The following is a 24235-nucleotide window of genomic DNA, read 5'->3' on the forward strand; positions in this document are numbered from 1 at the left end:
TGGTAGCCGAAATCAGCGGAGGATTTTGCGGCCGATCGCGTACTTGTGGACCTCGGTCGGGCCGTCGTACAGCCGGAATGCGCGCATGTCACGGAAGATCATCTCGACCACCGTCTCGTCGCTGATGCCGATGCCGCCGAGCACCTGCACGCACCGGTCGGCGACCTTGAACAGCTCCTCGGAGACATAGGACTTCGCCATCGAGCTCTCGTGGCGGGCCTTCTCGCCCTGGTCCATCAGCCAGCACGCGTGCCAGATGGTCAACCGGCACTGGTGCAGGGCGATCTCGTTGTCGGCCAGCATGAACGACACACCCTGGTGCTCGCCGATGGTCTTGCCGAACGCGGTACGGGTCCTGGCGTGCTGCACGGCGATGCTCTGCGCGCGCTCGGCCGCGCCGAGCCAGCGCATGCAGTGGGTGAGCCGGGCCGGGGCCAGCCGCAGCTGGGCGTACCGCAGCGCCTGTCCGGCCTCGCCGAGCAGGGCCGACCTGGGCAGGGTGAGGTTGTCGAAGCGCACCACGCCGTGGCCGGCGACGTAGTTGCGGTCCATCGTGTTCATGGTCCGCTCGATGACGATGCCGGGCTGGTCGCCGTCGGTGAGGAACAGGGTCGGCCCTTCGGGCAGGTGCGGATTGGGCGCGAGGCGCGCCATGATGATCCAGGTCTTGGCTCCGTCGGCGCCGGTGATGAGCCACTTGCGCCCGTTGACGACGAAGTTCTCGCCGTCGAACACCGCCTCGGTGGACAGCTGGCCGGGATCGGAGCCCGCGCCTTCGGGTTCGGTCATGGCGAAGACCGAGCGCTGGTGCCCGTTGATCACCGGCATGAGGTAGCGGTCGATCTGGTCGCGGTCGGCGATCTTGCCGAGCAGGTACATGTTGCCCTCGTCGGGGGCGGCACAGTTCATCGCGACCGGGCCGAGGGTGGACCAGCCCGCCGCCTCGTAGATGACCGCCTGTTCGACGTGGCTGAGGCCGCGGCCACCGAACTCCTCGGGCGCCTGCACGGTGAGCAGCTTCTCCGCGCGGGCCAGTTCCACCAGTTCCTGGCGCAGCTCGTCGGTCGGGCCGTGCGCGGTCAGGCGCGGGTCGCGCTCGAACGGGACGATCTTGTCGATGACGAATCGGCGGACGCGGTCGCGCTCGGCGGCGAGGTCGGCGGGAATCGAGAAGTCGATCACGGTGGCAACCATTCGTTCGGTGGGCGGTCGGATCGAGCATACGAAACCGCGCGCACCCGACTGAGGTCGGCTGCCCTCAAAAGTTGCCGACGATCAGCGTACCGCCACGGACCTGCGGCGACGTGCGCCGATGAGGCGGCAGAGCAGGTAGATGGCGAACGAGATGGCGGTGACGAACGTCGACACCGGCACGCCCGGCGCCAGCGACAGCAGGATGCCGCCCACGGCCGCCAGCTCGGCGAACACGATCGCCAGCACGGTGGCCCGCACCGGATTCGCGGTCACCTGCGCGGCCGCCGCGGCGGGGGTGATGAGCAGTGCCAGCACCAGCAGCGCCCCGACGATCTGCACGCCGAAGGCGGCGGTCACGCCCAGCAGCACCGCGAACACCACCGCCAGCGCGCGCACCGGCACGCCGCGCGCGACGGCCACCTCGGGGTCGGCGCTGGCGAACAGCAGTGGCCGGTAGATCGCCGCCAGCACCGCCAGCACCAGCACGGTGCAGGTGATCAGCAGCGCGAGGCCGCTGTAGCCGACGGCCACCACCTGACCGGTGAGCAGCGAGAACTTCGATCCGGCACGTTCGGGCCCGAGCCACAGGAACAGCACCGACAGGCCGAGACCGAACGAGAGCACCACCGCGATCACCGAATCGCGCTCGCGGGCGCGGGTGCCGAGCAGGCCGAACAGCACCGCCGCCACCACCGACCCGGCGATCGCGCCGATGCCCACGCCGATGCCCGCGAGCAGCGCGGCCGCCGCGCCGGTCAGCGACAGCTCACTGGTGCCGTGCACGGCGAAGGACATCTGCCTGCTGATGATCAGCGGACCGATCGCACCGGCGAGCAGGCCGAGCAGCGCGGCCGCGAGCACCGCCTGCTGCACGAAGTCGTAGGAGAGCAGGTCGGCGGTGGTGGACAGGTCGAACATCTTGCCGAGTACGTCGGCCAGTTTGTCCATCAGGCGTTGACCCCGCTGTGGCTCGGCTCGGCGTGACAGTGTTCGGCCCCGGCCGAGCCGAGGGCGTCGAGGGTGTCGCCGGTGCCGACCACGACCAGCCGCCCGCGCACCCGCAGCACGTCGACCTCGGTGCGGTACAGCTCGGAGAGCACCTCGGAGGTCATCACCTCGGCGGGGGTGCCGATGCGGAATCGCCCGTCCACCAGATACAGCACCCGGTCCACCAACGGCAGGATCGGGTTGATCTCGTGGGTGACGAACAGGACGGCGGTGTCGTGGCTGCGCCTGCGCTTGTCGATCAGTTCGGCGACCAGCCGTTGATTGGCCAGGTCCAGGCTGAGCAGCGGTTCGTCGCACAGCAGCACCTCGGGATCACCGACGAGGGCCTGCGCCACCCGCAGCCGCTGCTGTTCGCCACCGGACATGGTCTCGAGCGGCGCGTGGGCGTAGTGCTGCGCGCCCACCGCGGCGACGGCGGCGGCCACCTTGCGGTTGCGCTCGGCGCGCCCGCGCAGGCCGAGGCCCCAGCGGTGCCCGTCCACACCGAGGCCGACCAGATCCACCCCGCGCAGCTGGACTCCGGCGTCGATGGTGCGCTGCTGCGGGATGTAGCCGATGTCGGCGTTGCCCGCCCTGGCCGGCTTGCCGACCACCTCGGCGGTCCCCTCGGTCAGCTGGAGCTGGCCGAGCAGCACCTTGAGCAACGAGGTCTTGCCCGAGCCGTTCGGGCCGAGCACCGCGACGAATTCGCCGGGCCGGATGTCCAGGTCGAGGCCGTCCCACAGGGTGCGCTCGCCGAAGGACAGCCGCGCCGCGCGCAGCCGGACCGCGGGCACGGCGGACTCGCGCCGCGCGTCCGGGGTGACGGCGGCGGGTGCGGCGGCGTCGGGCGGCGTGGCCCGTTCGATCGGCTCGGTCAGCGCTGCTCCCTGGGGGCGAAGTGGACGGGTCCGGGGCATGTCTCAGGCGAGTGCGGTGGCGAGTGCCTCGGCGTTGCGGGTCTGCCACTGAATGTAATCCAGGCCTTCGGGCAGGGTTTCGGTCACCTCGACCACCGCGATGCCCGCGGTGTCGGCGAGGGCGCGGATGTCCTTGGTGATCTTGTCCTCGGTCTGCACGTTGTAGATCAGCGCGCGCACCTGCTTGGTGGTGATCAGGTCGCGCACCGCGGCGACGGCGGCCGGCGAGGGATCGGTGCCCTGCTCGATGGCCTCCTGGAACTCGTGCGGCGTGCGGTCGTCGGCCTTGGCGGCCAGCACCAGGTACTGCGCCAGCGGCTCGGTCTGCACCACCGGCTCGTTCGGGTGCTCGGCGGCGATCCGGTCGACGACGGCGTCGATTCCGGCCAGGCGCGCGGTGAAGGCGGCGGCCCGGTCGGCGTAGGCCTGCCGGTGGTCGGGGTCCAGTTCGCCCAGCGAATCGGCGATCCGCTCGGCCACCTCGCCCGCGACGTGGGTGTCGTACCAGACGTGCTCGTTGTCGTGCTCGTGCGCGTCGTGCTCGTGGTTGCCGTGGTCGTGGCCGTCGGCCGGGGCGGCCTGGGCGTCGCCCTCGGCGCCGTGGTCGTGACCGTGCTCGTCCGCGCCGCCGCCGCCCGCGATCTCGACGGCGTTCACGGTGCGCTTGTTCTTGCCACCGATGGCCTTGTCGATGAACTCGTCGTAGTGCCCGCCGTTGTAGACGATCAGGTCGGCGTCGGACAGTTCGGCCGCCTGGACGGCGGTCACCTCGTAGGAGTGCGGGTCGGCGGCGGGGTCGGAGATCAGCGAACTCACCTCGGCATCGGGCCCGGCCACGGCCGCGGCGATGTCACCCCAGACGTTGGTGGAGGCCACCACGGTGATCCGGTCGCCGCCGTCGGAGCCGCCGGAGCAGGCCGTCGCGGCGGCGATGGTGACCGCGCCAAGGGCGATGCCGGCGAACCGGGTGATTCTGTTCCTCACGACGGGACTCCACACTACTTGAAACGGAAACGATTTCCATTAAAGAGTAGCGCACCTGTGCGATATCACCGGCCTCGGCCGGCGATGTTGTGGCCGGTGACACGACGACGGCCCCGCGGTCGGTCGCGGGGCCGTCGCCGGGATCGGGTCAGACCAGCACCTGCACCGGCTGGGAGAGCAGCTGGGCGCAGCGCAGCAGGCCCAGGTGGCTGTAGGCCTGCGGGTGGTTGCCCAGCGAGCGCTCGGCCACCGGGTCGTACTCCTCGCTGAGCAGGCCGGTCGGGCCCGCCACGTCGACCAGCTGGGCGAACAGCGCCTCGGCGTCGGAGCGCTTGCCGATCAGCAGGTACGCCTCGACCAGCCAGGCCGCGCACAGGTGGAAGCCGCCCTCGCCGCCGGGCAGGCCGTCGTCGTGGTGGTAGCGGTACACCGTCGAGCCACTGCGCAACTCGGCCTCGGTGGCCACCACGGTGGCCGCGAAGCGCGGGTCGGACGGGTCGATCAGCCCGCTCAGGCCGATGTGCAGGGTGGCCGCGTCCAGATCGGTGCCGTCGTAGGCGGCGGTGAACGACTGGACCTCGTCGTTCCAGCCCTTGGACTTGACCTCCTCGGCGATGGTCTCGCGCAGGCTCACCCACTCCGGGTCCACCGGCCGGTCGAACTTCTGCGCCAGCGTCAGCGCGCGGTCGACCGTCAGCCAGCCCATCACCTTGGAGTACACGTGGTGACGGGGGTTCCCGCGGATCTCCCAGATGCCGTGGTCGGGCTCGGTCCAGCGGCGCTGCACCGCGGCCACCATGGCGTGCACCAGTTCCCAATCGGCATCCGGCAGTGCCTTGGCGGGCTCGGTGATGCCCTTGCGCTCGCGCGCGTGCGCCAGCGTCGAGATCAGGTCGACGATCGGGCCGAAGACGTCCAGCTGCACCTGCATGTTCGCCGCGTTGCCGACGCGCACCGGCCGCGAGCCCGCGTATCCGGGCAGCTGGTCGATCACGGCCTCGGGCGGCAGCGTCTCGCCGTAGATGGTGTAGAGCGGGTGCAGGCGCTCGGGGCCGGGCAGCGTCTCCAGCACCCGGTGCACCCAGCCGAGGAACTGCTCGGCCTCGGTCAGCGAACCCAGGGTGACCAGCGACTGCGCGGTCAGCGCCGCGTCGCGCAGCCAGCAGTAGCGGTAGTCCCAGTTGCGCACGCCGCCGATGTCCTCGGGCAGCGAGGTGGTGGCCGCCGCGAGGATCGAGCCGGACGGCGCGTGCACCAGCCCGCGCAGCGTCAGCGCCGAACGCTTCATCAGGTCCGGCTTGAGCGGCGGCAGCTCCAGCGAGTTCGCCCACTCCCGCCAGTACCGCTCGGCCTCGCGCCTGCGCTCGGTCTCGCTGGCCGATGCGGGGTCCAGATCGTGTGTGCCACAGCGCAGTTCGAGCACCACCGGGCCCTGCGCCGGGTCGACGACGGCGGTGGCGACGTCGTGCACGCCGTCGTTGTCGATGCGCCACTGCACGCCGGGGGAACGCAGCACCATCGGGTCGTTGGTGCCGAGCACCTTGAGCCCGTCCCGGTCGGCCTCGAGGCTCACCGGCACCTGGCCGAACTCCGGCCGGGGCGCGAAGGTGACCACGGCCCTGGCGTGACCGCTGATCACCCGGGTCAGGTCGGTGCGGGTGGGGGCCACGTCGTGCGGCAGGTAGTCGGTGACCTGCAAACTGGCCCAACGCGTTTCGACGGTCATGGTGCCGTCCACGTAGCGCTGCGACAGCGGCAGGCCGGGCCGTTCCGGCGCGACGCTGAAGTGCCCGGCCTGCGGCCCGCCCAGCAGATGGGCGAACACCGCGGCCGAGTCCGGTTCGGGGTGGCAGAACCAGGTGACGGTGGCGTCGGGGGTGAGCAGCGCCACCGAGCGCGGGCTGGCCAGCATGGTCAGCCGCTCGATGCGCGGCGCGCTCGCACCGGCCAGCCAGGTGCGGCGTTCCTCGAGCAGGAAGGCCAGCGCGCAGGCGACGGCCTCGGTGCTGTCCACCCGGTACTTGGCCAGGCTCTCGCCCTCGCCCACCTTGATGCCGACATCCGGGCCCGACAGCACGCGGAACGCCTTCTCGTCGGTCACGTCGTCGCCGAAGAACACCGCCGCCGTCGCGCCCTCCTGGTGGCGGATGGTGTCCAGGGCGGTGCCCTTGTCGGTCTGGATGACGGCCAGTTCGATGACCGCCTTGCCCTCGGTGACCTGCACCCCGACCCAGCGCGCCGGACCCTGGCGGACCGATTCCAGCGCCCGGCGCCCGATCTCGGGGGCGGCGTTGCGCACGTGCAGCGCGACACTGGCCGGCTTGGTCTCCACCGAGGCGCCGGGGTTGTCGTCGGCGATCTGGGTCAGCGCGGCCTGGACCTCGTGCAGCAACTGCTTGGCGTCGTTGTCGATGGCGTGCACGAAGCCGACGTCGAACTCCGAGCCGTGGCTGCCGATCAGCTGGACCTCGACGGGCAGGCGCGAGAGTGCCGCCAGATCACGCAGGGCGCGGCCGGAGATCACGGCCGCGGTGGTGCCGGTCAGCCCGGCGAGGGCGCGTAGCGCGCTCACCGACTCCCGGTGGGGATACGCCTTGGACGGATCGGAGACGATGGGCGCGAGCGTCCCGTCGTAGTCCGATGCGACCAGCAGCCGTGGCTCGCGCGCGACCGTCGACAGTGCACGGCGAAGTTCTTGTGGCAGATCCTGTGCGCTCACGCATCCAACCTAGTGATCGGAGGGGATGATTCAGGGGCGGCCAAAACAATACTGTGTTGAATTTGCCGCACCGCAGCGCGCCGGTCGGCGTGCGGACGATCGCGAGCCCACATCGCGGATTCGGCTGGTCGCCGCACGGATAACCGACGGGTAACCCCCTCGACGGCACCGCGGCATGACTACCACGGTAACCCGCTCACGGGCACTGTGCGCACCGGGGAAGCGAGGCGCCGATCACGCCCCGCCGCCTCACTCCTTGTCGCCGAGCAGCAGATCGACGGTCAGTTCCAGCCGGTCGCTCACGTCGGTGGCCGAGGCGCGGCGGGTGAGCCAGGCCACCAGATTCGACAGCCACACGTCGCTGATGACGCGGGCGATGGCGAGCTGGCGCTCATCCGGCTCGCCGTCGTTCATCGCCCGGGCGAAGACCCGGTCCATCACCTTGCCGACCCGGTCCACCTCGGCGGCCGCGGAGGCGTCGGCGAACATGAACGCCCGGGTCATCGCCTCGGTGAGCAGCGGGTCGCGCTGCATCATCCGGGTGATCTGGGTGAGCAGCAGGTGCATGCGCTCGCGCGGCGTGGAGCCCGCCAGCGGCTTGCGTTTGCTCTCGAACTGCTCGAACTCCCTGGCCAGCGCGGACACCAGCAGATGCACCTTGGACGGGAAGTACCGGTAGAGGGTTCCCACGGCCACGTCGGCCCGCTCGGCCACCGCGCGCATCTGCACCGCGTCGTACCCGCCCTTGGACGCCAGCGCGAGGGTGGCGTCGAGGATGCGCTTGCGGCGCTCCCGCTGCGCCGCCGAGCTCAGCTCGTCCTCGCTCAGGGTGGTGACTGTCGCGGGGCGCGCGGCGGCGGGCTGCGATCGGGACGGACTGGCCATCGATGAGAGTCCTTTCCGGAAACGTCGTTTCGTCTGCCTGGCTGCGCGGTCGAGGAGAGGACGGCGTTGTCTTGACTTCCGCCCGGCAGGGATATTAGAACATGTTCTAGGTGTGGGAGTCACGCCGGGAAAGGCGGTATGGAGTGTGACCATCGCCACCACTGACGAGCATAAAGCCGTTCAGGAGTCGATGCGGGGCTGGGCCGGATCGGTCCGCCCGATTGCAACAATGCGAGCCGAACCCGAGGGATTCTGGCGTGGGTACTGGCCCGCGCTGGCCGACCTCGGCGTCTTCCGCGTCGCGGTCGCCGAGGAGGCGGGTGGCGCGGGCGCGACGGTCGCCGACCTGGCCGTGCTCCTGGAACAGGCTGCGCACGATCTCGTCGGCGGACCGGTGCTGACCACGGCGTTGGCCAACCTCGTCACCTCCGGTGCGCTCGCCGAGGATCTGCCCTGCGGCGTCGCGCTCGATACCCTCGATACTCTCGACAGCGTTGCCGAGACGGGCTTTTCGCCCGAATCGGCACAGAGCTTACCCGCGCTCGCCGAGACCGGGTCACTCAGCGGTAGCTGGCCCCTCGTGCTGGGCGCCGCGCCGGGCACCGCGGTGTTGCTGCCGGTGCGCTCGGCCGACGGCCCGCGCTGGTGCCTGCTGCCGCCGGACGCGCCGGGCCTGCGGGTGGAACCGCTGCGGCCCACCGATCCGAGCACGCCGCTGGCCGCCGTGCACTGCGCGGAGACGCCGGTCACCGCCGGGCAGGTGTTCACCGCACCGCACCGGGTCGAGGACCTGCTGGTGGTGCTGGCCGCCGCGGAACTGGCCGGGCTGGCCGGCTGGTGCCTCGAGACCGCGGTCGACTACGCCAAGGTGCGCGAGCAGTTCGGCCGCAAGATCGGCTCCTTCCAGGCGGTCAAGCACATCTGCGCGTGGATGCTGTGCCGCACCGAGCTGATCCGCGCCGTCGCGCTGGACGCCGCGGCCGCGGTCGACGAGGGCGGCGCCGAGCTGCCGATCGCCGCGGCCATCGCGGCCGCCATCGCCCTGGACGCGGCGGTGGAGACCGCCAAGGACTGCATCCAGGTGCTCGGCGGCATCGGCTTCACCTGGGAACACGACGCACACTTCTACCTGCGCCGGGCCACCGCGCTGCGGCAGCTGCTCGGCGGGTCGGCGCGCTGGCGCGCCCGGGTCACCGAACTCACCCGCGCCGGGCATCGCCGCACCACCGGTGCCGATCGGGTGCTCGCCGCCGACGGCGTGCAGGTCGACGGCGCCGCCACGACCGGCCTGGCCCGTGAGGTCGCCGCGATCGCCGCGCTGCCCGCCGAACAACAGCGCGCCGCGCTGGTCGACGCGGGCCTGGTGATGCCGCACTGGCCGCCGCCCTACGGCCGCGGCGCCGATCCGATGACCGGCCTGATGATCTCCGAGGAACTGCGCCGTGCCGGCCTGGCCGCCCCGGATCTCGCGATCGGCGGCTGGGCGATCCCGACCCTGCTGCAACACGGCACCCAGGAGCAGATCGACCGCTTCGCCTGGCCGACGCTGCACGGTGAGGTGGTGTGGTGCCAGCTGTTCAGCGAGCCCGAGGCGGGATCCGACCTGGCGGCGCTGCGCACCACCGCGACCCGGGTCGACGGTGGCTGGCGGCTGCGCGGACAGAAGGTGTGGACCTCGCTCGGCGACCGCGCGAACTGGGCGATCTGCCTGGCCCGCACCGACGCCGAGGCGCCCAAGCACCGCGGCATCAGCTACTTCCTGGTCGACATGAAGAGTCCCGGCCTCGAGGTTCGTCCGCTGGTGCAGATCACCGGGGAGGCGCGCTTCAGCGAAGTCTTCCTCGACGACGTCTTCGTGCCCGACGACTGCCTGGTCGGCGCGCTGAACAACGGCTGGAAGATCGCCCGCTCCACCCTCTCCGCGGAACGGATCGCCATGGGCGGCAACGGGATCGGGCCCGCCCTCGAGGAGTTGATCGCCAAGCTGCCCGCCACCGGGCCCGGCGCGGAGCTGATCGCCGACCGGCTCGGCGGATTCGTCGCCGATGCGATCGGCGGGTTGCTGCTCGAACAGCGCGCCGCGCTGACCGTGCTGGCCGGTGGCGACGCGGGCGCGCAGAGCAGCGTGCGCAAACTCGTCGGGGTGCGGCATCGGCAGGCGGTGGCCGAGTTCGCCGTGGAGGTCGCCGGGCCGCTCGGTGCGCAGGAGACCGCCGAGGTCACCGAGTTCCTGCTCACCCGGTGCCTGTCCATCGCCGGCGGCACCGAGCAGATCCTGCTCACCGTCGCCGCCGAGCGGATCCTCGGGCTGCCCCGCGACGCGGACAGCTGATCGAAAGCCAACTGGGAGAACACCGTGGATTTCACCAGGGACGAGGGCCAGGACGCCGTCGCCGAGGTCGTCGTCGGATTGCTCGAGCGCGAGCCCGCCCGCGACATGGGGCTGTGGCCGAGCCTCGTCGAGACCGGCCTGCTGGGGCTGGCGCTGCCGGAGCGCTTCGGCGGTGACGGGATGGGGCAGGCGGAGATCTCCGTGCTGCTCACCGAACTCGCCACCGATGCCGTCGCCGTGCCCGCCCTGCCGACGCTCGGATTCGGGTTGCTGCCGCTGCTACCGGTGCTGCCGGACGCGGTCGCCGAAGTGGTCTACCCGGAAGTCGGCAAGGGCGCGGTGCTCACCGCCGCGCTGAGCGAGCCCGGCCGCCCGTTCACCACCTCGCCGAAGACCACCGCGGTCGCCGACGGCGCCGTGGTGCGGGTCAGCGGGCACAAGATCGCCGTGCCCTACGCCGAGGAGGCCCGCTGGCTGCTGATCCCGACCGACGCCGGTATCGCCCTCGTCGACGGCGACGCCGAGGGGCTGACCCGCACCGCCTCGCCCGCCTCCGGTGGTCTGCCGGAATGCACGGTACGGCTGGCGGATGTGGCGATCCCGGCGGAGCGGCTGCTGCCCGGCGACCTGGCCGACCTGCACCGCTACGCGGTGTCGGCGATCGGGTCGGTGGCCGACGGGCTGCTGAAGGGTGCGCTCACGCTCACCGCCGAGCACCTGCGCACCCGCCGCCAGTTCGGCAGGCCGTTGGCGGAGTTCCAGGCGGTGGCCCAGGAGGTCGCCGATCTGTATGTCGTCTCCCGCACCCTGCACGCGGTCGCGGTCTCCGCGAGCTGGGCGCTCGCGCAGGAGGAGGGCGACGCGGACCACCGCGCGCGCGTCGACGACGACCTCGACGTGCTCGCCTACACGGTGGCCGCGGAATTGCCCGCGGCCATGCAGAAGTGTCATCACCTGCACGGCGGCCTCGGCGTCGATATCACCCATCCGATGCACCGCTACTACTCACAGGCCAAGGACCTCGCCCGCTGGCTCGGCGGCGAATCGCTGCGCCTGGATCGTCTAGGAGCAAGATGTTCATCGATCTGACCGCCGAGCAGCGCGCGCTGCGCGACGAATTGCGTTCCTACTTCGCGGGTCTGGTGACCCCGGAGGAAGAAGCCGAGATGGCGGTCAACCGCCACGGCGACGCCTACCGCGCCGTGGTGCGCCGGATGGGCCGCGACGGCTGGCTGGGTGTCGGCTGGCCGAAGGAGTTCGGCGGGCAGGGCTTCGGCCCGGTCGAACAGCAGATCTTCTACAACGAGGCGGTGCGCGCCGACGTGCCGCTGCCGCTGGTGACACTGCTGACCGTCGGACCGACGTTGCAGGTGTACGGCACCGAGGAACAGAAGCAGAAGTTCCTGCCCGCCATCCTCACCGGCGACATCCACTTCGCCATCGGCTACTCCGAACCCGAGGCGGGCACCGACCTGGCGGCGCTGCGCACCAGCGCCGTGCGCGACGCCTCCGGCGACTGGATCGTCAACGGGCAGAAGATCTTCACCACCGGCGCACACGAAGCCGACTACATCTGGCTGGCCTGCCGCACCGGCACCGTGGAATCGCGCCACCGCGGCATCACCATCCTGATCGTCGACACCAAGGATCCCGGCTACAGCTGGACGCCGATCATCACCTGCGACGGCGCGCACCACACCAACGCCACCTACTTCGACAACGTCCGGGTACCGGCGAACATGCTGGTGGGCGAGGAGAACCGGGGCTGGCAGCTGATCACCACCCAGCTCAACCACGAGCGTGTCGGCCTCGGCCCCTCGGGCAAGATCGAGCAGCTCTACGACCGCGTGCGCGAGTGGGCCGCCGCCCAGGGCGTGCTCGCCGAGCCGGACGTGCGCCGCACGCTGGGCCGGGTGCACGCGATGGTGCGGCTCAACGAACTGCTGAACTGGCAGGTCGCCGGAACCGCGGAGCGCGCGGACGCCGACCAGTCACAGGTCATCGCCGACGCCTCGGCCACCAAGGTGTTCTCCACCGAGAAGTTGCAGGAGGCGGGCCGGCTGGTGGAGGAGATCGTGGGCCGCTACGGCGACCCCGCCGAACCGGCCACCGCGGAACTGCTGGGCTGGCTGGACCGGCGCACCAAGCAGAACCTGGTGGTGACCTTCGGCGGCGGCGTCAACGAGATCATGCGCGAACTCGTCGCCACCGCCGGGCTGAAGCTGCCGCGCGTGCCGCGCTGACCCGGCGTATCCGACCCCCCTACCGACAGAGAAGGAGCCGCGCGTGCCGGACACGACGACGCCGGAGGCCATCGTCGCCGCCGCGGAGCAGATCATCGCGGCGGGCGAGTGCGCACCGCGCCTCGCGCGCGACCCGGTCAACCAGCCGATGATCAACAACTGGGTGGAGGCCATCGGCGACACCAACCCGATCTACGTCGACGAGGCCGCCGCCCGCGCCGCCGGCCACCCCGGCATCGTCGCCCCGCCCGCGATGGCGCAGGTCTGGACGATGTTCGGGCTGGGCGGCGTCCGCCCGCCCGACGATCCGATGGCGCAGACCAACGACCTGCTCGACGCCGCGGGCTACACCTCGGTGGTGGGTACCAACTGCGAGCAGATCTACCACCGCTACCTGGTACCCGGCGAACAGGTCACCGTGACCAGCAGGCTGGACAGCATCTCCGGCCCCAAGCGGACCGGACTGGGGGAGGGGTGGTTCGTCACCTTCCGCACCCTCTGGTACGTCGGCGACGAACTCGTCACCGAGATGCTGTTCCGCATCCTGAAGTTCGCACCGCGACCCGCCGCCGAGCAGCCCGCGGGCGAGCGGGTCAAACCGCTGGTCTCCCACGACACCGAATTCTTCTGGGCAGGCACGAAACTCGGCGAGTTGCGGATCCAGCGCCTACCCGACGGCACGCTGCGGCATCCGCCGATCCCGGCGGTGTGGAAGGACAAATCCGAACAGACCGACTACGTGGTCGCCAGCGGCCGCGGCACCGTGTTCAGCTACGTGGTGCACCACGCGCCGAAGGTGCCCGGACGGCAGCTGCCGTTCGTGGTCGCCCTGGTGGAACTGGAGGAAGGGGTGCGCATGCTGGGCGAACTGCGCGGCATCGACCCCGGTGAGGTGCGCGTCGGCCTGCCGGTCGAGGTGGCCTTCGAACAACTCGACGACGACGCCACGCTGCCCTACTGGAAGGTGACGGCATGACCGAGACGACCGACGCACCGCCGATCCCGGCGCGGATCGAGGTGGGCACGACGCTGCCCGAACTGGTCATCCACGCCGATCCGACCTTCGTGATCAGCACCGCGATCGCCACCCGCGATTTCCAGGACGTGCACCACGATCGCGACAAGGCGGTCGCGCGGGGCTCGAAGGACATCTTCGTCAACATCCTCACCGACACCGGCCTGGTGCAGCGCTTCGTCACCGACTGGGCGGGTCCCCGCGCGGTCGTCAAGTCCATCGCGCTGCGCCTGGGCGTGCCGCTGTACGCCGGGGACACGCTCACCCTGACCGGCACCGTCACCGAGGTGTCGGACACCGACGTCACCATCGCCGTCGTCGGCCGCGACAGTCTCGGCGACCACATCACGGCGACCGCCGTCATCGGCTTCACCGGAGGCAGTCTTGACCAGTAAATCGCCGGCCGACCGTTCCCCCCTGAGCGGCCGCGCCGCCATCGTCGGGATCGGCGCCACCGACTTCTCCAAGGAGTCCGGGCGCAGCGAATTGCGGCTGGCCGCCGAGGCCGTGCACGCGGCGCTGGCCGACGCCGGGCTCACCGCGGCCGATGTGGACGGGCTCACCACGTTCACGATGGACAACAACACCCAGGCCGCCGTCGCCCGCGCGACCGGCATCCCGCAGCTCACCTTCTTCAGCCACATCGGCTACGGCGGCGGCGCTGCCTGCGCGACCGTGCAGCAGGCCGCGATGGCGGTGGCCACCGGGGTGGCCGAGGTGGTGGTGGCCTACCGGGCGTTCAACGAGCGGTCGGTCTCGCGGTTCGGGCAGTTCTCCACCGCGCTGGCCACCGCGCCCACCTCCTCCGGCATCGACGCGGGCTGGTCCTACCCGCACGGCCTCGGCACGCCCGCCGCGCAGGTCGCCATGGTGGCCCGCCGCTACATGCACGTCTACGGCGCCACCAGCGAGGATTTCGGCCGGGTCGCGGTGGCCGACCGCAAGCACGCCGCGGTCAACCCGGACGCGTTCTTCTACGGCAAGCCGATCACCCTCGAGGACCACCAGCGCTCCCGCTGGATCGCCGAGCCGCTGCATCTGCTCGACTGCTGCCAGGAATCCGACGGCGGGGTGGCCATCGTGGTCACCAGCGTGGAACGGGCCCGCGACCTGCCGCAGAAGCCCGCGGTGATCGTCGGTGCCGCCCAGGGTTCCGGGGCGGACCAGTACGTGATGACCAGCTACTACCGCGACGCCATGACCGGCCTGCCGGAGATGGGCCTGGTCGGGCAGCAGCTGTGGGCGCAGAGCGGGCTCGGCCCGCAGGACATGCAGGCCGCGATCCTCTACGACCACTTCACCCCGTTCGTGCTCATGCAGCTCGAGGAACTCGGGTTCTGCGGGCGCGGCGAGGCCAGGGACTTCATCGCCGACGGCGCCATCGAGCACGGTGGCAGGCTGCCGCTGAACACGCACGGCGGACAGCTCGGCGAGGCCTACATCCACGGCATGAACGGCATTACCGAGGCGGTGCGGCAGATCCGCGGCACGTCGGTGAACCAGGTCGAGGGACTGGCGAACATCGTGGTCACCGCGGGCACCGGCGTGCCGACCTCGGGGCTGGTGCTCAGCGCGGCCTGAGTCGCCCGCGCTACCGTGGCGGCGGTCCCCGCGCGAAGGAGTCCGATGACCGTCCGCCACTTCGTCGATGTGCACGTGCTGCTGGTGCGCGACGGTTCGCTGCTGCTGAGCCGCCGCCGGAGCGCGGACCGCTTCGACGGGCGCTGGCATCTGCCCGCGGGCAAGCTGGAGGCGGGCGAACCCGCCCGCGCCGGCGCCGCGCGGGAGGCGCGCGAGGAGGTGGGCGTCCGGATCGATCCGGCCGACCTGCGGCTCGTGCACACCGCGCACGTCGTGGACGTGGGCCTGGAACCGCGACTCGGGTTGTTCTTCCTGGCCGAACGATGGACGGGCGAGCCGGTCAATCGGGAGCCGGACAAGTGCTACGAGCTGCGCTGGTTCGCGCTCGACGCGCTGCCCGCGGACGTGATCGACTATCCCGCGGCCGGTGTCCGGGCACTGCGTTCCGGCCGGCCGTACTCCGAGATCGGCTGGGCGGCAGTACCTCCGGGGGAGCCCTAGCGGCCACGCACCCCGCGCAGGTAGGCCGTCACCAGGCCGGTGAGCTGTGCGCGGCTCTCCGCTGTGCCCGCCACCAGGGCGCGCCGGTGGCCCGCGAACCGGTCGAACACCGCGCCCTCTAGAACGGCGACGAAGTCGAGCGCGGCCCGATGAGGATCTCCGATTCCCCAGGCGGCGAACAGCTCTCGGACCCGCTCCACCGCGAACAGCCCGGCGGCCAGCCGCTCGCGCAGTTCGGTATCCGCGCCGAGCTCGAGGATCAGGGCGTGCCGGACGAGCAGCTGCGCGCGGCGGGCGGCCAGCAGGTCGTCGAGCCAGTTCCCGATGCCGTCGGCCACCGCGTCGACGTCGTCCGAGGCAGCGAGTCCGGCCTCCCGGAAATCCGCGCGCGAGCGTTCGGCGATGTGGTCGACCACCGCGGCCAGCAGCGCCCGCCTGGTGCGGAAGTAGTACGACGCCGATCCGGCGGGCAGTGCCAGCGCGCGGTCGAGCGCGCGGTGGGTGAGCGCCCGGATGCCTGCGTCGGCGATCAGGTCGACGGCCGTCGCCACGATCTGTGTGCGCCGGTCGTCTGTGGACATCGTCACCTCCGCTGGTCGTCTCGCGCGTCCCCCTCTACAACTGTAGAGGGGGACGGCGGTGACGACAGGAGGGAGTCGCGGTGAGCGGGATCGTGGAACTCGATGCCGGGCAGCGCGCGGCGGCGGACCGGCTGGCCGCGCTGCTCGACGGCGGTCGGCCCCGCCGTCGCGCCCGGGGCGTCTACCTGCACGGGCGCCCCGGCCGTGGCAAGACCATGCTGATGGACCACCTCCTCGCCGCCGCGACCCGCACCCGCACGCGCCGGTGGCATTTCCACGAGTTCTTCGCGCTGCTGCACCGCGCCCGGCAGGACACCGGGTCCGTCGACGGCGCACTGACCGCGTTGATCGGGGATGCCGAACTGGTGTGCTTCGACGAATTCCACGCCGACGACATCGGCGACGCCATGCTGGTGGCCCGGCTGCTCGACGCGCTGTTCGCCCGCCGCGTCCCGCTGGTCGTCACCTCGAACCAGCGTCCGGAGCAGCTGCTGCCCAATCCGCTGTTCCACGACCGCTTCCTGCCCGTCATCGCGGCCATCCGCGCGCACCTGGACGTGGTGGCCGTGGACGGTCCACTGGATTACCGCAGGCACGGCTCCGGCCGGACCGTAGCCGGATTCGCGGCCGGCCGGTACCTGCTGGGTGGCCCGCCCTGTGCGGCGACGACCGCGGTGCGGATCGGTGCGCACACCGTGCCGGTGCACGCGGCCACCGCGGGCACCCTGGTGGCGTCGTTCACCGACCTGTGCGGCAGCGCGGTGTCGGCCGCGGACTACGTGGCGCTCGCCGCCCGGTTCGAGCGCTGGGTGATCGGCGCCGTCCCGCTGCTGCGCACCGTGCACGCGGACCTGGTGACCCGCTGGATCACCCTGATCGACGTGCTCTACGACGCCGACCGGCCGGTCATCGTCCATGCCGCCGCGCCGCCGGCCGCGCTGGCGGCGGGGATGCCCGCCGGTAGCGACCTCGACCGGACGGTCAGCAGACTCTATGAGATTTCACAGCCGGCGGCCCGCGGGGCTGTGTGATCATCACCCCGCCGTCGACCTGCGGCGACGCCGCGCATCCTGGGGCGCTCGAACTCTGCGATTCGGTCCCGGGCGGACCGTCCGGCATGTAACTATGTGGCTGTTTCGAGCAGTTCTCAGGTTTGGTGGTAATGCTGGTGGCTCGGGCGAGTGCGCCGATGACCCGCGTGATCGTGCTGATCATGCTGATCGCGGTCGCCACCGTCGCGTTGCGCGGTCACATCCCCGGCGCTCCCGCCGCCGGACCGGCCGAACCGGGCCCGCCGTCGGCGCTCACCGTCGCCCTGATGCCCGTGCTGCTGACCGTCTCGATCGTGGTGTTGCTGGCGGGCGTGCTCGCCAGCCAGCACCGGCTACCGCTGAGCATGCCCGAGCCCGAGCGCGAACCGGAACCCGTACAGTGGCGGCTGGGCCGCACGGGCCTGCTGGTGCTGGCGGCCCTCACCGCGTTAGCCCTGCTCGTCGCCGCCGCCTCGGCGGTCTTCTTCGTCGTGCTCCCGGCGCAGGCTCCCACCGAGCCCGCCCCGGCCACCGGGAGCGGTGCGCCACCGGAACCCGCACCCACCGGCGCGCCGTCGCCCGGTTCCGGTGCGGCCGAACTCAGCGGCACCGCCCTGACCCTGGCGGTCGTCGCCGCCGTCGCGCTGGTCGCCGTCGCCTGCGCCGGGCTGCTGGCGGTCGCGTTGGCGACCCGGCGCCGGGCACGCGAGACCGTCCTGGTCGAGGCGCCCGCGCCCCCGGCCGAAGTCGGTTCGCTGGCCCGCGCCGCCGAGATGGGCCTGGCCGCGATGAACGCCCCCGGCCAGGACCCGCGCACCGCGATCATCGCCTGCTACGTCGCCATGGAGCGCGGTCTCGCCTCCGGCCGCGCCGCCGCCCCCTTGGCCTCCGACACCCCGATGGAGGTGCTGGCCCGCGCCTTCGAACGCGGCGCCCTGCACGACACCTCCGCCCGCGAGCTGGTGGCATTGTTCGAGGAGGCGCGGTTCAGCCCGCACGCCATGCTCGAATGGCAGCGCATGCGCGCCGAGCAACTGCTGCGCGTCGTGCTCGCCGACCTGCAGGGCGAGATGCCGCAGGAGGAGACGGTATGACCAGGACCGCCGTCGCGGTCACCGCGATCGGCGCGGTACTGCTGCTGGAGGCGATCGCCGCGGCCCGGCTGCGCGAGGCGCTGCTGCCGCTGGCCGCCGTGCCCGTCGCGATCGCGCTGGTGCTGCTGCTGGCGTCGCTGCGGGAGCGCACCGCGCGCGCCGCCGACGACCGCGCCGACGAGATCGACAACGGCCCGGTGGAGATGCTGCGGCGCTGGGAGGCCAGGGCGCAGATGCTCGCCGACCGCGCCGACGGCACCCGCGCCGACTGGGACCGGCATCTGCGGCCCCTGTTGGCCAAGGAATTCGAGCTGTCCGCCGGCATGCGGGTGGCCAAGAACCGCCGCGCGATGGAGGCCGCGGGCCTGCACCAGTTCGGCCCGGAGTTGTGGCGGTGGGTCGACCCGGCGAACTCCGAGCTGCGCGACCAGACGACCCCCGCCCCCGGCCGGGCCGCGCTGGACGAGATCCTGCACCGCCTGCAGAGAATGTGAGACGAGTGCCATGACCATGCCCTTGGACGTGACGGTCCAGCGTGCCGAGGCGGTGCTGCGGGAACTGTCCCGCGTCGTCGTCGGCAAACAGGAAGAGCTGCGGCTGATCATGATCGCCGTGCTCTCCGGCGGCCACGTGCTCATCGAGGACCTGCCCGGCCTCGGCAAGACCCTCATCGCCCGGTCCTTCGCCGCCGCGCTCGGCCTCGAGTTCACCCGCGTGCAGTTCACCCCCGACCTGCTGCCCGCCGACCTGCTCGGTTCCACCATCTACGACATGAACTCCGGCCGGTTCAACTTCCGGCGCGGGCCGGTGTTCACCAACGTGCTGCTGGCCGACGAGGTCAACCGCACCCCGCCCAAGACCCAGGCCGCCCTGCTGGAGGCGATGGCCGAGGGACAGGTCAGCATCGACGGCGAAACCTTCCCGCTGCCACAGCCTTTCATCGTGCTGGCCACCGACAACCCGATCGAGTACGAGGGCACCTACCCGCTGCCGGAAGCGCAGCTCGACCGCTTCGCCGTGCAGCTGCGGCTGGGCTACCTCTCCGAGGCCGACGAGACCCAGATGATTCGGCGCAGGCTCGAGCGCGGTTCGGTGCAGCCGGAGGTCGACCAGGTCGTCGACGCGCACGCGTTGCTGGAGATGCGCCAGTCCGTCGAATACGTCTCCGTGCACCCCGACGTGGTCGGGTACGTGGTGGCCCTGGCCGGGGCCACCCGCGGGCATCCCCAGGTGGAGGTGGGGGCGAGCCCACGCGCCGAACTGGACCTGGTGCAGATGGCCCGTGCCCGTGCCCTGCTGCTCGGCCGCGACTACGTCATCCCGGAAGACGTGAAGGCGCTGGCGATTCCGGCGATGGCGCACCGCATCACGCTGCGCCCGGAGATGTGGGTGCGCCGGGTGCGCGGCGAGGACGTGATCGGCGAACTGCTGCGCAGGCTCCCGGTGCCGCGCGCCACCACGACATGAGACACCGCGACGCCGAGACCACCGTCGAGGCCGAACTGCGCTGGCAGCCCGCCCCGCTGGTCTACATGCTCGCCGGCTGCGCGGCCGTCGCGTTGCTGGCGGCGGTGGTGTTCGCGCGGTGGCAGCCGGTGGTGTTCGCGGCGCCGCTGCTCGGAGTGCTCGCCACCGCGCCGTGGCAGCGTTCGCCCACCCGGATCGAGGTCGACGGCGGCGGCACCCAGCGGTGCTTCGAGACCGAGGAGGTGGTGTGCACGGTCGCCGCCTTCGTCGAATCCGGGCACGCGCTGCTACGCATCACCCCCGAACCGGTGCCGGGGCTCGACGTGACGATCGAGGAGACCAGCGATTCCGGTGCCGCGCCCGCCGGGCTGCGGCTGGCGTTGTCGGCGTCGCGGTGGGGCCGCTATCCGCTGTCGGTGCGGGTGTCGGCACTGAGTCCGGCGGGACTGGCCGTGGCAACCGAGATCCTGCCCGCCGGTGAGCTCTTCGTCTATCCGGTCACCGATCCGCAGCTGATGCGGATGCCGCGCACCGAGCTGCCCGAGCGCCTGGGCACCCACCTGACGCGCAGGCACGGGCCCGGCGTCGAATACGCCGACATCCGCGCCTACACCCCGGGCGACCAGCTGCGCACGGTGAACTGGCCGGTCAGCGCCCGGCGGGGACGGCTGTATGTCACCGAACGGCTGACCAACCGGTCCGCCGACGTGGTGGTGCTGATCGACACCTCGCTCCAGGCGCCCGGCCCCGCCAGCGACGCGCTGGAGCTGTCGGTGCGCGGCGCCGCGCAGGTCGTGCAGTCGACGTTGTCGGCGGGCGACCGCACGGCCGTGGTGTGCCTGGGCGAGCAGCCGCGCTGGCTGCGCCCCGACATCGGCCGCCGCCAGTTCTACCGCATCGTCGACACCGTGCTCGCCGTCGGCGACGAACACATCCCGACCACCGGCACGCTCGCCCCGCACGCCGCGGTGCCGTTGGGCGCGATCGTCGTCGCGTTCTCCACACTGCTCGACACCCAATTCGCGCTGGCACTCATCGATCTGCGCAAGCGCGGGCACGTGGTGGTCGTCGTGGACGTGTTGCGCGGCACGCCTTTCCGCGACGGACTCGATCCGACGCTGGCCAGGATGTGGCATCTCGAGCGCGCCACCATGTATCGGGACATGGCGGCGATCGGCGTGGACATCGTGCCGTGGCCCGAGGACGTGCGGCTGGACCAGGTGATGCGCCTGCTGCCCGAGCACCGCCGTAGTACGAGGGTGCGCCGATGACCCGATTCCTCGCCGCGCTCGCCGGTGCGCTCCTGGTCGCCGCCGTCGCGCTGATCTTCGCCCCCGCCGCGCTGCCCGCGCTGGTCCTGGTGGTGCTGAGCTGGTGGTTCCGGTCCGCCGCGGTGGGCGCGGTGCTGCTCACCGTCGCCGTGCTCGCGCTGGCCGCGGACATCGGCGTGGTCGAAGCCGCCGCCACCGGCCTGGTCGCCACCGCCTACCTGCTCAACGCCGCCACCGTCGCCGCCCCCGCCGGCGTCGTCCCCACCACCCTTCCGTCGGTCCTCGGCGCCGTCGGTTGCACCGCCTGCGCCGCCACCGCCGCCGTCCTCCCGCTCCACCTCGCCTGGCTCCCCGCCCTCGCCCCGGTGGCCGTCATCGCCCTCTACGCCGTCCTCGTCCCCACCCTCACCCCCCGCCCCACCCCGGCCGCCGCGCCGAGCCCCCGCCGGGAATGACGACTACTACGTCACCGAAAGCGAACTCGTCATCGTGGTGGTGGGCGGGCGCTACGCCGAGTAGCCCGCCCACCCGGCGGGGTCCGCTACTGGAAGGTCAGCGTGACGTCGCCGAGGACCGGGGCGTCGTCGCGGTCGGCCACCGTGGCGGCGATCGTCAATTCGCCCGCGCCGCGCCAGATCCGGGCGCGGATGGTCTCGCCGGGGAACAGCACACCGGCGAAGCGGGCCCGGAAACCCGTGACGCGGGTGGCATCGGAGTCGAGCACGGTGTCGGTGGCGGCCTTGCAGACCAGGCCGTAGGTGCACAGGCCGTGCAGGATCGGCGCGGGGAACCCGGCCGCCTTGGCGAACGCCGGGTCCGAGTGCAGCGGATTGCGGTCGCCGAGCATCCGGTACAGCAGGGCCTGCTGCGGCAGGGTGGGAATCGCGACCTCGGCGTCGGGATCGCGGTCGGGCAGTTCGGTTCTGGTGCTCGGCCCGCGTTCACCGCCGAATCCGCCCTCGCCCTTGGCGAAGATCGACGAGCGGGTCGTCCACAGCGGTGCGCCGTCGGAGCCGGTGATGGTGTGCTCCTGCACGATCACCGCGGCCGAACCCTTGTCCCACAGCTCGCTGATCCGGCCGGTGCTGGTCGCCTTGCCCGCCGCCGGAATCGGCCGGTGCACCTGCACCTCCTGGTGGGCGTGCACCACCTTGGCCAGATCGATGTCGATGCCGGGGAAGCTCACCTTCGGTGGCTCGGTCTCGTGCAGGGTCTGCGCCACGGTCGCGAAGGTGGGCAGCACCTGCGGCTCGCGATCGTCGAGGTAGCGCAGTTCGGCCTCGTCGGTCCAGCGGGTCCCCGCGCCCAGCCCCAGGTGGTAGAGCTGCACGTCGGAGGGGGTCCACGCGAACTCGCGGCTCGGCAGCTGCGCGCCGAGGGCGACGGACGGATCGATGGGCATGGGGAAATCTCCTTGTGGATACGTGGGGACGGCCGGACCGTGCCTCCATCCTGAGGGGAGAGCTCCGGTCCGGGAAGACCGGAGCCCATCAGGCGGACAGGTGGTGCACCGCTGACCGCTCAGGCTGTGCCTGTTGTGCCTGAGCGGGGCGGCTTCGTGGTGACGCTGCGCTGCCGCCTTCGCCGCTGACCGCTCAGGCTGTGCCTGATGTGCCTGAGCGGGGCGGCTTCGTGGTGACGCTGCGCTGCCGCCTCCGCCGCTGACCGCTCAGGCTGTGCCCGAAGCGGCTGGGGACTGCTCGTTCTTGCGCGCGAGGATGTCGAGTACCGAGAGGTAGCCGAAGGTGATGGCCGGTCCGATGGTGGCACCGGGCCCGGCGTAGGTGTGGCCCATCACCGGCGTCGAGCAGTTGCCCGAGGCGTACAGGCCGGGGATCGGCGAGCCGTCCTCGCGCAGCACCCGCCCGGACTCGTCGGCCACCAGGCCGCCCTTGGTGCCGAGATCGCCCGGCACGATCTTTGCCGCGTAGAACGGGCCCTGCACCAGCGCGGCCAGGCACGGATTGGGCTTCACCGTCGGGTCGCCGTAGTAGCGGTCGTAGTGGCTGTCGCCGCGGCCGAAGTCCTCGTCCTTGCCGGTCTCGGCGAACTTGTTGAACCGCTCGACGGTCGCGGTCAGATTGCCCACCGGCACGCCGATCAGTTCGGCCAGTTCGGCGAGGGTGTCGGCCTTGACGATGTTCTGATCTTCCATCCAGCGGGACGGGAAGCGCTGTCCGGGCTGGAGTCCGGCGAATATGTAGCGGTTGCGGTAGCGCTGGTCGAACACCAGCCACGCGGGGATGTTCTCCCCGGGCCCTTCACCCTGCCCGTATTCACCGCCGTACATCGCGTGCACGGCCTCGACGTAAGGAGCGGACTCATTCGCGAACCGCTTGCCCTGCGCGTTGACGATGACGCATCCGGGCAGATTCCGTTCCGCCAGCGCGAACCACGGCCGACCGCCCTTGAAGATCGTCGGACCCCACCAGGCATCCTCCATGAAGTCCACGTCGGCGCCGATCTCCATGCCCGCGCGGATGCCGTCGCCGGTGTTGGCCGCCGCGCCCGTCGTCCATTCGGTGGTGATGGGCTGGCGCTGGTATTTCGCGCGCATCTCCGCGTTGTGCTCGAAGCCGCCGCTGCCGAGCACCACCCCGTAGCGCGCCGAGAACACCACCGGCTCGCCGTCGTGCAGCGCCTCCACGCCGGTCACCCGGCCGTCCTCGACCACCAGCTTCGTCATCGGGGTGTTCAGCAGCAGCGGCACGTTCGCATCCATCAGCCCCTTGCGCATGGCGGCGATGATGGCCTGGCCCATGCCGACGATGTGCTTGCCGGTGAACTTGGCCCAGTAGGTGCGCGCTCCGACGCGCATGGCCCGCAGCATGCCCTTCGGGTGGCGGCGGATCAGGTTGAGCCGCACGAAGTCGGCCTGCATGACGACCACGTTCAGCGGCGCCTTGGCGTAGGCGGGCTCGAGCTTGTCCTTCTCCGGTCCGAGCACCTTCAGGTCGAACGGCTTGGGCTCACACGAGCGGCCCTCGCCGCGCCCGCCCGGCGCCTCCGGGTAGTAGTCGGAGTATCCGGGCACCCACTTCATCTGCAGCGGGGTGTGGTCGAGCACGAAATCGAAGGCTTCGGCGCCCCGGTCGATGTAGGTGTCGATCCGTTCCTTGGGCACCACGTCGCCGATGATGCTGTGCAGGTAGGTGCGGGCTTCCTCGCGGTCGTCGGGACGACCGGAGGCGCGCAGCGCCTTGTTCCCGGGAATCCACACGCCACCGCCGGACCGGGCGGTCGAGCCACCGTAGTGCGCCGCTTTCTCGAGGACGACCACGCGCAGGCCGTGGTGCGCGGCGGTGAGGGCGGCGGTCATACCGGCGGCGCCGCTGCCGACCACCACCACGTCGTAGCTGTGTGGGTCCAGAACCGGATCAGTCATGTAGAACACGTTATAGAATGGACGCGCCTTTGGTCTATGTTGAGT

The 24235-nt window shown here is 71.5% G+C and carries 22 protein-coding genes; 13 read left to right on the top strand and 9 right to left on the bottom strand.

The window, feature by feature from the left end:
• Nucleotides 1–12 precede the first annotated feature (12 nt).
• The 6 genes from CRM89_RS24230 to kstR form a co-directional block, all read right to left on the bottom strand.
• A complete protein-coding gene (locus CRM89_RS24230; RefSeq protein ID WP_041560602.1) occupies nt 13–1182 on the bottom strand; it encodes an acyl-CoA dehydrogenase family protein in 1170 nt (389 codons plus the stop codon).
• A 93-nt stretch (nt 1183–1275) separates the two neighbouring features.
• Entirely contained in the window at nt 1276–2142 is an 867-nt protein-coding gene (locus CRM89_RS24235; protein WP_086839283.1) for a metal ABC transporter permease, read from the bottom strand.
• Nucleotides 2142–2978 (bottom strand): metal ABC transporter ATP-binding protein, encoded by an 837-nt coding sequence (locus tag CRM89_RS24240; protein ID WP_098087110.1) that lies wholly within the window; start codon nt 2976–2978, stop codon nt 2142–2144. The genes CRM89_RS24235 and CRM89_RS24240 overlap by 1 nt, the downstream gene beginning before the upstream one ends.
• Nucleotides 2979–3104: 126 nt before the next feature.
• The gene (locus tag CRM89_RS24245; protein WP_229434845.1) at nt 3105–4085 is read right to left on the bottom strand and encodes a metal ABC transporter solute-binding protein, Zn/Mn family; all 981 of its coding nucleotides are present in this window, start codon (nt 4083–4085) and stop codon (nt 3105–3107) included.
• 148 nt (nt 4086–4233) lie between these two features.
• Complete coding sequence (gene otsB / locus CRM89_RS24250; protein ID WP_086839279.1) at nt 4234–6804, bottom strand: trehalose-phosphatase; 2571 nt, start codon at nt 6802–6804, stop codon at nt 4234–4236.
• A gap of 249 nt (nt 6805–7053) precedes the next feature.
• Entirely contained in the window at nt 7054–7689 is a 636-nt protein-coding gene (gene kstR / locus CRM89_RS24255) for a cholesterol catabolism transcriptional regulator KstR (protein WP_060593720.1), read from the bottom strand.
• Between the two features lie 145 nt (nt 7690–7834).
• Between kstR and CRM89_RS24260 the strand changes: the two genes are divergently transcribed.
• Genes CRM89_RS24260 through CRM89_RS24290 form a run of 7 tightly spaced genes read left to right on the top strand, consistent with a single transcriptional unit; the run spans nt 7835 to nt 15361 of the window.
• Entirely contained in the window at nt 7835–10021 is a 2187-nt protein-coding gene (locus tag CRM89_RS24260) for an acyl-CoA dehydrogenase (protein WP_098086402.1), read from the top strand.
• Between the two features lie 24 nt (nt 10022–10045).
• On the top strand, nt 10046–11110 hold the full coding sequence (locus tag CRM89_RS24265) for an acyl-CoA dehydrogenase family protein (RefSeq protein ID WP_060593718.1): 1065 nt from the start codon (nt 10046–10048) through the stop codon (nt 11108–11110).
• Complete coding sequence (locus tag CRM89_RS24270) at nt 11095–12264, top strand: acyl-CoA dehydrogenase family protein (protein ID WP_011206979.1); 1170 nt, start codon at nt 11095–11097, stop codon at nt 12262–12264. The genes CRM89_RS24265 and CRM89_RS24270 overlap by 16 nt, the downstream gene beginning before the upstream one ends.
• Before the next feature lie 43 nt (nt 12265–12307).
• Nucleotides 12308–13240 carry a bifunctional MaoC family dehydratase N-terminal/OB-fold nucleic acid binding domain-containing protein gene (locus tag CRM89_RS24275; protein WP_011206980.1) on the top strand — a complete coding sequence of 311 codons (933 nt, stop codon included), beginning with the start codon at nt 12308–12310 and terminating at the stop codon, nt 13238–13240.
• Nucleotides 13237–13674: a MaoC family dehydratase gene (locus CRM89_RS24280; RefSeq protein ID WP_011206981.1), complete on the top strand. Its 438-nt coding sequence runs from the start codon at nt 13237–13239 to the stop codon at nt 13672–13674. The genes CRM89_RS24275 and CRM89_RS24280 overlap by 4 nt, the downstream gene beginning before the upstream one ends.
• Nucleotides 13664–14860 carry a lipid-transfer protein gene (locus CRM89_RS24285; RefSeq protein ID WP_098086403.1) on the top strand — a complete coding sequence of 399 codons (1197 nt, stop codon included), beginning with the start codon at nt 13664–13666 and terminating at the stop codon, nt 14858–14860. The genes CRM89_RS24280 and CRM89_RS24285 overlap by 11 nt, the downstream gene beginning before the upstream one ends.
• 45 nt (nt 14861–14905) lie before the next feature.
• Entirely contained in the window at nt 14906–15361 is a 456-nt protein-coding gene (locus CRM89_RS24290; protein WP_098086404.1) for an NUDIX domain-containing protein, read from the top strand.
• On the opposite strand, the gene CRM89_RS24295 is transcribed toward CRM89_RS24290, so the two are convergent.
• Nucleotides 15358–15942, bottom strand: a complete 585-nt coding sequence (locus CRM89_RS24295) for a TetR/AcrR family transcriptional regulator (protein WP_098086405.1) — start codon at nt 15940–15942, stop codon at nt 15358–15360. The two genes, CRM89_RS24290 and CRM89_RS24295, sit on opposite strands and share 4 nt — an antisense overlap.
• An 80-nt stretch (nt 15943–16022) precedes the next feature.
• Here CRM89_RS24295 and zapE point away from each other — a divergent pair, with 80 nt between their 5' ends.
• The 6 genes from zapE to CRM89_RS24325 all read left to right on the top strand — a co-directional run bounded on the left by zapE (nt 16023) and on the right by CRM89_RS24325 (nt 21260).
• On the top strand, nt 16023–16973 hold the full coding sequence (zapE, locus tag CRM89_RS24300; protein ID WP_098086406.1) for a cell division protein ZapE: 951 nt from the start codon (nt 16023–16025) through the stop codon (nt 16971–16973).
• A gap of 158 nt (nt 16974–17131) precedes the next feature.
• The gene (locus CRM89_RS24305; protein ID WP_228821904.1) at nt 17132–18067 is read left to right on the top strand and encodes a DUF4129 domain-containing protein; all 936 of its coding nucleotides are present in this window, start codon (nt 17132–17134) and stop codon (nt 18065–18067) included.
• Nucleotides 18064–18561, top strand: coding sequence for a hypothetical protein (locus CRM89_RS24310; RefSeq protein WP_011206987.1), 498 nt, complete (start codon nt 18064–18066; stop codon nt 18559–18561). Before CRM89_RS24305 ends, CRM89_RS24310 begins: the two co-directional genes overlap by 4 nt.
• 10 nt (nt 18562–18571) lie before the next feature.
• Entirely contained in the window at nt 18572–19534 is a 963-nt protein-coding gene (locus tag CRM89_RS24315; RefSeq protein WP_060593713.1) for a MoxR family ATPase, read from the top strand.
• Nucleotides 19531–20805 carry a DUF58 domain-containing protein gene (locus tag CRM89_RS24320; RefSeq protein WP_060593712.1) on the top strand — a complete coding sequence of 425 codons (1275 nt, stop codon included), beginning with the start codon at nt 19531–19533 and terminating at the stop codon, nt 20803–20805. The genes CRM89_RS24315 and CRM89_RS24320 overlap by 4 nt, the downstream gene beginning before the upstream one ends.
• Entirely contained in the window at nt 20802–21260 is a 459-nt protein-coding gene (locus CRM89_RS24325) for a hypothetical protein (protein WP_098086408.1), read from the top strand. The genes CRM89_RS24320 and CRM89_RS24325 overlap by 4 nt, the downstream gene beginning before the upstream one ends.
• 86 nt (nt 21261–21346) lie before the next feature.
• Here CRM89_RS24325 and CRM89_RS24330 read toward each other — a convergent pair whose 3' ends face one another.
• Complete coding sequence (locus CRM89_RS24330) at nt 21347–22207, bottom strand: MaoC family dehydratase (protein WP_011206991.1); 861 nt, start codon at nt 22205–22207, stop codon at nt 21347–21349.
• Nucleotides 22208–22474: 267 nt separating this feature from the next.
• A complete protein-coding gene (gene kstD / locus CRM89_RS24335; RefSeq protein WP_060593709.1) occupies nt 22475–24199 on the bottom strand; it encodes a 3-oxosteroid 1-dehydrogenase in 1725 nt (574 codons plus the stop codon).
• Between the last annotated feature and the right edge of the window lie 36 nt (nt 24200–24235).

Origin of the sequence: Nocardia sp. FDAARGOS_372 (genome assembly GCF_002554515.1) — a bacterium.
In the GTDB taxonomy this organism is placed as follows: Bacteria; Actinomycetota; Actinomycetes; order Mycobacteriales; family Mycobacteriaceae; genus Nocardia; species Nocardia farcinica.